Annotated in this window: 12 protein-coding genes; all 12 read right to left on the reverse strand. The window is 62.4% G+C overall.

Annotated elements, in window-relative coordinates; translation table 11 throughout:
• Positions 1–3: 3 nt before the first annotated feature.
• Entirely contained in the window at positions 4–1815 is a 1812-nt protein-coding gene (locus tag IE038_RS03150; RefSeq protein WP_163938360.1) for a secretin GspD/PilQ domain-containing protein, read from the reverse strand.
• Positions 1812–2312, reverse strand: a complete 501-nt coding sequence (locus tag IE038_RS03155) for a hypothetical protein (RefSeq protein WP_163938357.1) — start codon at positions 2310–2312, stop codon at positions 1812–1814. The genes IE038_RS03150 and IE038_RS03155 overlap by 4 nt, the downstream gene beginning before the upstream one ends.
• Positions 2312–2860 (reverse strand): GspMb/PilO family protein, encoded by a 549-nt coding sequence (locus tag IE038_RS03160; RefSeq protein ID WP_189395109.1) that lies wholly within the window; start codon positions 2858–2860, stop codon positions 2312–2314. The genes IE038_RS03155 and IE038_RS03160 overlap by 1 nt, the downstream gene beginning before the upstream one ends.
• Complete coding sequence (locus IE038_RS03165) at positions 2847–3389, reverse strand: pilus assembly protein (protein WP_163938354.1); 543 nt, start codon at positions 3387–3389, stop codon at positions 2847–2849. The genes IE038_RS03160 and IE038_RS03165 overlap by 14 nt, the downstream gene beginning before the upstream one ends.
• Position 3390: 1 nt before the next feature.
• On the reverse strand, positions 3391–4170 hold the full coding sequence (locus tag IE038_RS03170) for a hypothetical protein (RefSeq protein ID WP_163938351.1): 780 nt from the start codon (positions 4168–4170) through the stop codon (positions 3391–3393).
• The gene (locus IE038_RS03175; RefSeq protein ID WP_229775613.1) at positions 4151–5782 is read right to left on the reverse strand and encodes a GspE/PulE family protein; all 1632 of its coding nucleotides are present in this window, start codon (positions 5780–5782) and stop codon (positions 4151–4153) included. Before IE038_RS03175 ends, IE038_RS03170 begins: the two co-directional genes overlap by 20 nt.
• Before the next feature lie 155 nt (positions 5783–5937).
• Complete coding sequence (locus IE038_RS03180) at positions 5938–6474, reverse strand: response regulator transcription factor (RefSeq protein WP_163939701.1); 537 nt, start codon at positions 6472–6474, stop codon at positions 5938–5940.
• Between the two features lie 222 nt (positions 6475–6696).
• Positions 6697–7338: a SurA N-terminal domain-containing protein gene (locus tag IE038_RS03185; protein WP_163939703.1), complete on the reverse strand. Its 642-nt coding sequence runs from the start codon at positions 7336–7338 to the stop codon at positions 6697–6699.
• 99 nt (positions 7339–7437) lie between these two features.
• A complete protein-coding gene (locus tag IE038_RS03190; protein WP_189395111.1) occupies positions 7438–8952 on the reverse strand; it encodes a cytochrome c/ABC transporter substrate-binding protein in 1515 nt (504 codons plus the stop codon).
• 3 nt (positions 8953–8955) lie between these two features.
• Positions 8956–9573 carry an SCO family protein gene (locus IE038_RS03195; protein ID WP_163939707.1) on the reverse strand — a complete coding sequence of 206 codons (618 nt, stop codon included), beginning with the start codon at positions 9571–9573 and terminating at the stop codon, positions 8956–8958.
• Positions 9574–9599: 26 nt separating this feature from the next.
• Positions 9600–10241, reverse strand: a complete 642-nt coding sequence (locus IE038_RS03200; protein ID WP_163939705.1) for an SCO family protein — start codon at positions 10239–10241, stop codon at positions 9600–9602.
• 23 nt (positions 10242–10264) lie between these two features.
• A complete protein-coding gene (locus IE038_RS03205; RefSeq protein ID WP_189395112.1) occupies positions 10265–12223 on the reverse strand; it encodes a cytochrome D1 domain-containing protein in 1959 nt (652 codons plus the stop codon).
• Positions 12224–12239 lie beyond the last annotated feature (16 nt).

Below are 12239 nucleotides of genomic sequence, written 5' to 3' on the forward strand. Positions count from 1 at the left end.
GATTCAAGGCCTCGGCAGAACGGCCAGCGGTGCGTCCTGCACGTCGCTTGGGCGGTTGAGGTTACGGATCTGCATGCTGGTTTCAGTGCCGGTAGGAAACTCCATGTCCGACGGGCTCTGGTAAGGCAGGTTGCGGACGATGCGCGGGGTGATCGACAGCACCAGTTCCGACTTGCCCATGTTGTCCTTGTTGCTGCCAAACAGTCGGCCCAGGCCAGGGATATCACCCAGTAACGGAATCTTGTTGCCAGAGGCGCCATGATCGTTGCGCACCAGCCCGGCAAGGATCTGAGTCTCGCCATCGTGCAGGCGCAGGCTGGTCTGGGCGTTGCGGGTATCGACCTGGACCGGAATGGTGCCCTGGCGAGTCGGCTCCAGCGGCGTGGCGTTGCTCACCTCCAGGCCGATCTTGATCGCTACTTCGTTGTTCAGGTGCACCACCGGGGTCACTTCCAGTTTCAGACCGACGTCCAGGTAGGTAACGCTTTCGGTAATCACCGGCCCCTGGGTCGACGGCACCGAAGTGGCGCTGATGATCGGCACGCGTTGGCCAATATGGATACGCGCCTGCTCGCGGTTGCTGACCCGGATCACCGGGCTGGCCAGGGTATTGATGTCGTTGTCCTGCGCATTGATCTTCGCCTGTGGCGACGGCGTGATCGTGATCCGGCTGGAGTTGATCCCGCGCAACTGGTCGAGCACGCTCACCGGTTTGCCTTCGCTGGTGACCACACCGAAGGTGTTTGGCCATTGCAGGCCAAGGTCGAGGATGCGCGACCGGGCCACCTCCATCACCTCGACTTCCAGCACTACCTCGGGGTTGGACTGGTCCTGGGACTGCAGCAGTTTCTCGGCCATGCGAATGGCATCCGGGGTATCGCGCATGGTCATGGTGTTCAGGCGCTCATCGACAAACACATCGCGGGTCTTGAGCATGGTCTTGACCATGTTCATCGCGGTGTTGGCATCAATGCTGGTGAGGTAGAAGGTCCGCATCACCAGTTCCTGGTAGTCCTTGGTTTTTTGCGGCGAGTCGGGGTAAATCAGCAAGGTGTTTTCGTTGACCACCTTCTGGTGCAACTGGTTTTGCTCCAACAGCAGGGACACCGCATCCTCGATACGCACCTCACGTACAAAAATCGTGGCTTTCAGGTCCGGGCGCAGGTCTTTGTCAAAAATGAAGTTAAGCCCGGCGACCTGCGACAACACCTCGAAGATGGTCTTCAGGTTGGCGTCGCGAAACTCCAGGGTGACCGGTTTTTCCAGGCGGGTACGCAACTGTGGGTTGGGCTGGGCAGTACGCGCCTGCACCTGCTCGATGTTGCGCCGCAGCGTCAGGCCTTCGGTGTTCTGCGGGTCGAGCAACAACACCTCGCGCATGTGCCGCTCAGCACCAAACAAGTCGCCCTGACGCAATGCGGCTTGCCCCAATGCGATGCGCTCACCCAGGTCCTGCATTTGCTCGATCTGGCGCACCGCGTCCTGGGCCCTGCGGTTGTTCGGTTCAATGGTCAGTACGCGGCCATAGCCCATCCGCGCCCCGGCGAAGTCATGCCGCGAACGGTCACTGTCGGCCTGCGTCAACAATGCCTCAACCGACTTTGCCCGGCCCTGGGCCAGGGCAATATTCAACTCGGTATCGCGCGGTGCGCTCTTCAGTCCCTCCTCAATGCGGGCAATGCCCGCCTCGTACTGGCCCTCTTCGATCAAGGCCAGGCCATCCTTGCGGGCAGCGGTCGAACCACAACCGGCCACCGCCACAAACAGCGCCAACAGCAGGAACGGCGCGGGCTTGCAAATCCTTGGCGAATTCATGGTGCGCTCCCTACAGACAAAGTCTGGGACAGTTGCATCGGCAGGTAGACCAGGCTCAACTCCGTGTCGGAGATCTGCTCGATCCGGTAGGTTTCATCGATCACGTCGCCTCGACGGACGACATACAGCTTTTCGCCGCTTTGCAGGAACACCTGTTGATCATCGTGGTTCTGCAAGCGCCCGACGAAATGGAACGGCAGCGCCGGTGCGACTCGAAGTGTTTCAACCGGGGTCACTGCCACGGGCGTCTCGATGACCGTGGCCAGGACCACAGCAGGCTTCCAGCTTTTGCTGGCAAACAGATCGACGGCGGCAAGCGGCGCTGAGGGTGAGCGGCTTGCCGTGCTTGCGGGCACCTGCGCCGGGCTGCGGCTGACTGCAACCACCGGCTCAGATGCGCCCGCTTCGTCCTGCTCAAGCCAGTGCCCTGGCGCCCAGGCCAAGGCGGCCGCCACCCCGAAGAAAATCAGCCACGCCACGGTGCGTTGAGTGTTCATCACGACCTCGACAGGTAAAGGGTCATGCGGATACGCCCGGTCAGCTCGCTGTCGCCGATCTGCTTGCGTTGCAGGTCGAGGTCTTCGAGTACCAGCGCCGGCAACTGGCCGAGCAACGCGTGCAGAAATCGGCGGATTTGCGGATAACTGCCGCGCAACGGCAAGAGGATCTGATACCGGGCCAAATGGGTTTTCGGGTCGACCCCCAAGGCGTACTCACCCCGGGACAGGCTGATTTTTTCCGCCCGGGCCAAGGCGTAGATCCGGTCAATGGCCTCGGTAGCCTGAGGCTGTGCCGGCAGTTGCTTGTGAAAGTCATCCAGTGGGTCAGGCGACGACACCGGCGCCACCCATTCACCGCGTTGCAGGCGCTGCAGCTGTTGTTCAGCCTCGGCGTACTGCTGACGCTGTGCATTCAGTTGCTGCCACTGTGGCAGCAGGCCAAGGCCGCCGAGCAGCAGCGCTGTCAGGGCGAACCCGATCGAGGCCAGGCCTGGCCAACCAAGGCGCAACACGTGTTCGTGAACAATCAGACTAGGGATGCGCATTGCCAGTCTCCCACGTGGCGGACAGGTTGAACTGCACCGGGTGCTCGGCCTGCCGCGCAACAATTTCGTGATTGAGCAGCGATACATCGTGCAACTCGGTACTGGCTTCCAGGCGTTTGTGAAACGCCAACATCGCCTCAAGGTCGCGCGCTTCGGCGGCGATGCGCAGTTGCCCCTTGCGTGCATCCGGGCTCAGCGCGAGCAAGGCGACATCCTCCATCGGCAGGCCTTCGAGCATGGCGAACAGGCGCTCCCAGGGCCGTTGCAGTTGCTCGGAAACACTGCGCATCTGCGCCAGGCGCTCGTCTTGCTCGCGGCGCTGACTGGCCGACAGCGTCGGTTGCGGACGTGGACCGGTGCCCAGCCGGTGTTCGGCCTCGCGCACCTGCGCCTGCAGGCTGGCCTGCTCGCGCTCCAGAGCCTGCTGTACCCACAGCAGGCCCACCAGCGATGCCAGGCTCAGGCCCGCCAAGACCCAGAGCCGCCGTCCACAGCGCCGGGGTTGAAAATCCAGCTCGAGGCGGCGCATGTCAGGCCACCACCCGAGCCATGACGCTAAGCACGTCCTGACTCGGTTCCATGGGTGGCGTCAACTCACACAGCTCAATACCGTCCAGCTGTGGGCGGTCATGCAGGCGACCCGGTGCATGAAGAAAAACGGCCAGTGGTTGCCCGACCTGTAGCTGGCACTCGCGCGCAATCAACGCCTGCAACGCGGTATCACTGTCATTGCCGCTCTGGGTGCGGACGTGTTGCCAGACGCCCTGGCTCGCCAGCAGCACGAGGCTGCGTTGCGGCTCGGCCAGAACAAACAGGAAGTCGCCCTGCCCCAGGCGCGCGGCGAAACGGTTGTAGGCGCCCATCAGGTAGGGCTGCACCGCACGCAAGCGCAGCCCTGACTCAGCGCTCAGGTGCTCCAAGCCCTGCAACAACGCTTCCGGCACCGCTGCCGCCACCCGTGCACGCCCACTCGCCTCAGGTGACAGGCAAATCCGCCAGCCCTCCAGGCTCTGCCCGTAGTGCGCCTCGAAGCAGGCACGGGCATAGCGCTGTAACTCCGCTGGGCTGGAGATCGCATCGCTCCAGGGCACCAGACAGAAGCGGCAGTAATCGGCCGACAGCAACACCCGCAACGCATTACGCCGACAGCGATGCTCGCCAAGCAGGTCCCGCAGGGTCTGCAGTGCCAAGGCGACAGCCTGGCTACGTTCGGCAACGAACCCCTGGCTGCCAAGCCACTGCTGTTGACCAATACCGACACCGTTGGCCCCCAGGACCGCGACGACTGGATCAGGCGATAAATGTGACACGATTGATCTCCTCCAGGGTGGTCCGGCCTTCACGTACCAGCTCCAGCGCCGAGCTGCGCAGCAGGCGTAAGCCACGCTGGCAAGCCAGGGCCTTGATCCGGGCAATCGGTTGGCGTTCAACGATCATCTGCCGCAACTCATCATCCAGATGAAGCAATTCGGCGATGGCGGTACGTCCGCGGTATCCACTGCCCCGGCACTGGCCGCAGCCACTGCCGTGGACAAAGCGATAGTCCTGACAGTCCTGCACCGCGAGGCCGGAGGCAGCCAGTTCCTCATGGCTGGGTGTACAGGACACCGCACAATGCGGGCAGACCAGCCGAATCAGGCGCTGGGCAAGGACGGCGTTAAGGGCCGAGACAAAGCTGTAGGGGTCGACCTGCATCTGGCTGAAACGGCCGATCACATCGAAGACGTTGTTGGCATGGATGGTGGTAAACACCAGGTGCCCGGTCAGCGCCGACTGCACGGCGATCTGTGCGGTATCCGGGTCACGGATCTCGCCGACCATGATCTTGTCCGGATCGTGGCGCAGGATCGAACGCAGGCCACGGGCAAAAGTCAGGCCCTTCTTTTCGTTCACGGGGATCTGCAACACGCCCGGCAACTGGTATTCCACCGGGTCTTCGATGGTGATGATCTTGTCCACGCCCCGGTTGATTTCGCTGATCATCGCGTACAGCGTGGTGGTCTTGCCGCTGCCGGTGGGCCCGGTGACCAGCACCATGCCATAGGGCTCCCCGGCCAGCCGACGCAGGCTGCGCAGGGTTTCATCGGCGAAGCCCAGGGCCTGGAGCTGTACACCGCTGACCTGATCCGCCAGGTCCTGCTTGTCCAGTACCCGCAGCACCGCATCTTCGCCAAAGATACTGGGCATGATCGACACACGAAAATCGATTTGCCGGGCACTGATTCCGATCTTGAAGCGACCGTCCTGAGGTACGCGCTTTTCACCAATGTCCAGCTCGGCCATGACCTTGATCCGCGAAACGGCCTGTTCGGCGAACTCCACGCCACTGATTTTGCTGATGGTATTGAGGACACCGTCGATACGGTACTTGATCACCAGGCCGCTGCCAGTCATGCCCAGGTGGATATCGCTGGCATGCATTTTCAGTGCGTCATAGAGGGTCGAGTTGACCAGCTTGACCACGCGGCTCTGGTCTTCGCTGATACTGGCCAGCGACAGGCTTTGCAGGGTTTCGGCCTCCAGGCCCTCGACTTCGTTGTCGAGGGAGTCGACCGCATGGAAGCTCTCTTCATGGCGCGCCAGAAAGGCCGCCAGGTCAGCAGCCTGCACCAGGTACAACGGAGCACCCTGCAGGCACTCGTCGATCCAGGCCAGGCGGGCGTTGTCGAAGGGGTCGGCAAACACACCAAGGGTTTGCCCGGCATGCTGCAACAGGATGAATTCGCGCTTCAGGCACTGCGCCAGGCTGACCCGCTCAAACAGGGGGGTGGCGGCAAACAGTGCCTGGGTATCCAGTACCGGATAGTGCAGGCTGGCGCCCAGGCTGGCGACGAACGCGGCGGCTGGCTGCCCGCTCAGGGCCTCAAGGGCCTGCAGCACGCGCTCGCCGGTTTCCTCGGCGCGGGCCCTGGCCTGCGCCATCTGCTCACGTCCCAACGGGACGCAGGCAGCAGCATCGAAGGTTGCGTGTAAGCCAGGAGACGACGGTTGCATGGCAAGCACTCCAACGCAGCGGGGGCGGTAGCCCAACTGGCGCGGAGGCTCTCTCGGCGGATGCCGGAACGTCTATCGCGCCCCTACTCCCCGGTGAGCTGTTTGTCGTCGTCCAGTCCCGGCGGCTTGGCGCTGTTACGCCTGCGATCCGCCAGTACCCAGCTGCCGTCATACAACTGCATGGGGAAAGATTCCTTCTTGCTCTGACGCCGCTCGACGAACCCTTCCGCCACGTTTGCCCCGGCTCGCGCCTGGCGCTCGATTCCCATCAGGTCGAAGACTGCACGTGCCAACTCCGCCAGCGGGAACGGCTTGAACAGGATATGGCTGACACCCAGCTGAGTAGCACGCTCGCAGACCTCGGTGGTTGGATGCGCAGTAATCAGCACAAAATGACAGCGCCTGCCTTGCCGGCGGACAGCCTCCAGAACCTGAAACCCCTCCATATCGGGTAACCGGAAGTCGAGCACCACGACAGCAGGTTGGACGCTGGCGGCAAGGCCAATGCCGGTTTCGCCGTCGTAGGCAACATGGACGTTCAGGCCTTGTGCAACCAGGTACGCCTGGAGATTCTGCGCAAGGGTCTGTTCATCATCGACAATCAGAACACTGTTAACCAAGGTCGACTCCTTGATACTTCACAGACCCGGTTTTCCGGTCTGGCTGAGTGCGGCCTTGTATAGGCTTACGCACACTTCATGCCAGTCACGATAGGGTGTGTTTGGCAACGGTATGGCATTGATTTATCGCACTTCGCCCAAAACAGCCGGACAGAGCACCCCCAACCCCGGGGACTGGCTGGCATTTTGCCCCTAATCTTTCCCCCCAATACTGGGGGAAGTCTAGCGCGGCTCCAGTCGTTCAACGGCGGCCTTGTCACGTAAACGTTTCAGCAGCGCCTGACGTGCCTCTGTCTGTTGATGTTCGTGCAGCAGTTGCTTCGCCACCGCCAGTCCCTGCTCACCTTGGACCGCCGAAGACGATCCCGGGTTCGCTTCAGCGAGCAATGTTTGTTGAAAAGCCCGGACTTGCACCTCATCAGGCTCGGCGACCTGCGACAACTGAATGAACGCCTGTTGCGCAACCAATTCGTGGCGCGTGTAACGTGCAAACCCTGGCTCATCGAAACCGGCTTCGGCCAGCCGCCGGGCAAACACATCCGCTGAACCAAACGCCTGACGCAATTGGTCGATATGGCGGGCGACAGCGGTATCACTGACCTCGATACCCCGGCGCTGGGCTTCCTGCCAGAGCAGTTCCTTGTCGATCAGTTCATCCAGTGCCTGCTCACGCAGGCGCTTGTACAGACTCGGGCTGCGAATGCTGGTCAATGCCCGGCCCTGGGCCTGGAGGTAATCGGCAAAATAGCGTTCCAATCGGAACTGGCTGATCGGCACTTCGTTGACCCTTGCCACCGGCGGACTGTCGTCAGCCCAGACCGCGACACTGGCGTAAAGCAGGCCCAACAGCATCAACACGCGCATGATCCACCTCCGTCGAAACCACAGGGCCGCTTCACCCGCGATGCAAAACACCGCACAACCCCTGACAACCCCCGCGCTGCTCGCTGGCAACGCCGGCACCTACAGGGGGTGGAAGCGTGGGCCGGGCAACTCCACCCCAACCACATGAGCACGACTCAATCCCTGGCGCTGACCCGGGCCGAAGCTCAACGGTGGGGTCAAACCGGTATCGAATCCGTACAGACCCTCCAACGCTGCCAGCAGTTTTTCCCGGCTGACATCACGTCCAGCGCGTTTCAAGCCCTCACCCAGCAGTTGCAACGAGCAATAGGCCGTGACTTGAAGCAGCGTCTGCTGGGCGCCCAATTGTTGTCGTCGACGCACATCGGTGAGTGCCGCACGCCCGGTATCGGTCCAGTCGCCAGGCAGGAACGGGTACGCCAGAAACAGCCGTTGCGACCATTGGGCAGGCACCGTGGCAACCTCGCCAGCGACCTGATTGGCTGCTGCGAAGAGATAAGGTGACTGTCCGGCCCGTTGCAAGGCCTCGGTCAGTTGTACAAACCCAGCCCCGTCACCCAGGAAGAACACCGACTGCGCAGCATAGGTAAGCGGCTGGTTCGCCTCAAAGGCCTCATGGCGCAATGCCCGCCACCCCTCCTGCTGCAAGCCTTGCTGTAACACCTCGGCCAACGGCGCCTGCTCCGGCTCACTGTAGACAATCAATGCCGGCTGCTCTTTCACCCCCAAGCGCTCAGCGGCGTAGCTTGCCAGGCTAAGCAGTTGTTCACGCACACCGGGCAGGGGTTCAAAAACCAACCGGTTCTGGACATTGGCAGCAGGCAGGCTCAGCGGGCCGATCATCGGCACCCCACGCTGTTCGAGCATAAGGGGCAAGGCCGTACCCAATGCGGGGGCCAACGGTGAGACGAGCGCGAACACCCGCTCTTCCTCAATCAACCGTTTGAGCGCCTGCTCGGCGCTGGCGCGATCAGGCCCCGGATCGATGACTGTGAGCTGCAGTTGGCGACCATGAATCCCGCCCTGCTGGTTGACCTGTTCGATACTGCCGGCCAGCACTGCTCCGACCACCCGTGCCGCCCCGGCCAATGGCCCGCTCTGCGGCAACAGTGTACCGAGACGCAGGTGCTGCTCATCGACGCCGGGGTCACGGTCTTCGACAAGGCGCTTGAGGTACGCCGTGAGGTTACGTTGATCGGCCATGGACAGGACAAAACGCGGCATGGCCGGATCAAGCGCATTACCTGCAGGGTCGCGACCCTCTTGAATGGCCCGGGCCAGGCTTGCCTCGGTGTAAGCCGGGTACTGCCGACCGTTGACCCGATGCTCGCCCGCCCCGCGCGCCAGGCGTTGCCAGTTCAGCGCGGGTGGCCGAACCCCGCCCTCCGGACGGCCCTGGCCATCGGCCCCATGGCAACTGGCACACGGCACGACGCTGGCAGGCACCAGGATGTCGGCAGCGCCAACCCGTGCCGACACCTGTGCATCACCGCTGGCCAGGCCTTCGCGATAGAGGCGCTTGCCCGCCTGCTCCTGTGGGGTCAAGTCAAGGGCCAGCGCGAGGCTGTTCAAGCACATCAGCAGCGCCATCAGCGGTAGGCGAAAACGGTCCATGACTCAACGCCCGGCCAGTGGTTGGGTCAACAGTTGCAAACGCTGGGCAATCGCTTGGGGCGGCGCATCCGGGCGGATCTTGCTCCAGCGCTTGCTGGCGACATCACCAGCAATCAACAGGGTTGAATGCTGTTCCGGGCTGGGCACCAGATGCCCGAGCCGGGCCAGTACCTGCTCGACCTCGGCCTGCCCCCCCGTGAGGAACAACCAGTTCGGCCCATCGACCCCCTGCTTCTGCGCAAACGCTTTAAGCACCGCCGGCGTGTCGTTCTGAGGGTCGCTGGTCACGGAAATGAAATACACCTGACGGGCCAACGGCTCACCCAGCGCATCGCGGACATCCTTGAGCTTGCGCGTGATCAGCGGGCACGCATCATTGCAATGGGTGAATATCACATTCAGCAGCACCACTCGGTCTTTCAGGACATCGCTGTAGAAGCGCAGGCTGTTGCCGTTCTGATCCAGCACAGTGGTGTCGGTGAACCAGGTTTGCGCGTCCCGTGTGCCCGTGCTCGATGCCGCTGGTGTCGCATTGGGGCTGCCATGGTCCTCGTGGGCCATGGCCACCGAGGCGAGGAGCCACAGGCAAGCCAGCACGGCCAACCCATCGAGGCGTTTCATTCTGCGCACTACCCCCATGGATTTACTCATGGCTGCTGCTCCTGAGCGATAGCGGTATGTCGGGCATGCACCCGACGAGCACCGAGGCGGTTGATCTCGGCAATCAGCAAGGCCGGATCGGTGAAGCCGTAGTAACGGGTCCAATGGCCGCTGCGCCCATCACCGACCAGAATCAGCGGTGGATGTTGCCCCAGATCCGGGCTCAGGCTACCCAACCCCTTGAGGGTTTCATTCACCGCGTACGGTGTACCGGTCAGCCAACTCCAGCCCGGGCCTTTCTGGAAAGTCCGCGAGTAACTCAACAAACGCTGCGGGTCGTCACGCTGCGGGTCGACACTGATCGACACCAACTGCACCTCCTCCCCCACTCGACCACCGAGTTGCTGCTGGACCTTGCCCATGATCGACGACACCACCGGGCATACTGTCGTGCAACGGGTATAGATAAAGCCCATGACCACCAGTTTGTCGCCCACCAGATCCTTTTCCAGGCGCACGGGCATGCCGTTCTGGTCCAGTAATTGAACATCGGCAAAACGCACCTGGGCCTTTTCCTGACGAGGGGCTGGCGCTTGATGCCCAGCGTGCCCGTCATGGGCCTGAACACCCCCCACGCTGGCGCCCAGCAAGCACAGCGTCAGCACGGCACAACGTTTGAACGCGTTCATGGCGAACTCCTGTCTGCGGCACATCATTGGGCGCTAGCGGGCAACACCCGCACGCTGGTGTAGTTTTTCTCGGCAAACGCCTTGCCCAGTGAGGGCGCTTGTACATGCAAGTACCAGGCACCCGCTTCGGCCAACTCCAGCGGTGCCTCATAAACCCCCTCGCCGACTTCGCGCACCGGGCTGTCTTTGGCGCGTGAAGACGGCGCAAGGAAATAGCGCAGCGTCAGGTCCTTGATCCCGTTACGCGGGGTTCCATCGCCCTCGACGATCCGGAAGCGCGCGACAAACGGATTGCCTTGCACCACCTGTGGCCGTTCCAGCAGGAACTCCACCCGCGGTATGTGGCGCTGAGGGCCGTTGGTCGAGGCCTGCACGTCGGTGCTGAAACAGTGGATGATCTGTGGCTGGTTAAGCAGAAAGGCCACATCGAACTTGCCCGCCGCCGGCAACTTCACCGTAGCGCTGTAGACCCCAGGGGCCACCTCGCGCAGGCTGCGGTCGATGACCAGAGCTGCGCGCGCGTTGTGCCCACGGTTCAGGTAACCGGACATCGGCGCGTTCATACCCTCGGCGTAGAAGTAGGTGGTGTTGTCCACCGGGTTTACAACGAACACCGAGTTCTCGTCGCGGGCCACGCTGAGGCTCTGGGCCAGCGGAAGGTCACCGGCCTGCCGTGGCGCCGCCGGCCCGGCATCAAAGCCCTGAGTAATCGGTTGGCGACCCTCGCCGAGGGTGGCGAGGTTGATCATGGTGACCTTGGGTGAGGCCAGGCCACGGATGTAGGCATACGCCTTGGTGAACGTCACCTGATAAGGTTCTGCCGAGACCTCCAGCTCATGGATTGCCTTGTCGATACTGGCATCGATGACCACCGCCCGGTTTTCCAGCGTGTTGAGCACAACCCCGAAACGCCCATCGTCGCTGAAGCCCATTGGCCCGAGGCCTTGTCGGGCCTGAATACGGCTGCGCAGTTGATGGCTGACCCCATCGATCACGCTGATGCTGCCATCACGTCCATCCGCCACATAGACCGCCTGAGACAATGCCGAGTAGGCGACTGACAAGGGGTGCGGGCCGACCTTGAGGTTCTTCACCACACTCAAGTCGCTGCTGTCGATCACACTGACAGTGCCACTGTCGCGGTTGCTGACAAAGGCGTAACGCGAGTCCTGGCTGAAGGCGATTTCGTGGTGCCCGGCCCCGGTGGGGATGAACTTCAAGGTCTTGTGGGTTTGCCCATCGATCACCGTCACCCCGCTGTGCCGGACATCCACTGCGTTGTTGCCGACCCAGAGCAAACGCTGATCCGGCTGCATGGCGATACGCACAGGCTGTTTACCGGCAGCGAGCAGCCCGGCCAGCTGAAAGGTCTCGGTATTGACCAGTGCAACTTGATCGGCCCCCGGCAAGGTCACAAACACACGCTTGTCGTCGGCACTGGCCACCCAGTCCATGGGCGGCTGAGGCAGTTCGATGCGTGCCAGTGTGCTGGTCACTCCACCGACCGATACCGACGGATCAATGACCGTCAGGCTGGCATCCTTGTTCAGCACCAACAGGAAGTAGCTGTTCAAATCCAGCAATGGCCGGGCACCAATACTGCTCTTGAGAAACAGGCCGACCCGCGCCTTGCAACTCTTGTCGCGCTCACTGGCGACCTCACCGGCGCGCGCGGGGTCGATCCAGGCGCCAGGCGACATGCCCGACAGCGGTTGCCCGGTGTTCTGCTCGGTGACCTTGAAGCGAACGCTGGCGAAGCCGCCCTCGCTCAGTGCCCCGGCAGCCCCCAACGGCCTGGCCTCGAACTCCACGGTGATACCATCACGGCTCAGGCGATGGGCACCGTCGAGATCCATGGCGGTACCCACCGCAGCGATCTCGGCCCGGGGATCACACCAGAGGTTTTCATAGCTGATCCCCAGGCCTATCAGCGTCAAGCCCGCCAGCATAGCCAGGTACAACGGTCTGCTTTTCTTGTTCATTACCTGTCACCCATCC

This window comes from Pseudomonas laurentiana (assembly GCF_014648275.1).
GTDB classification, from domain to species: domain Bacteria; phylum Pseudomonadota; class Gammaproteobacteria; order Pseudomonadales; family Pseudomonadaceae; genus Aquipseudomonas; species Aquipseudomonas laurentiana.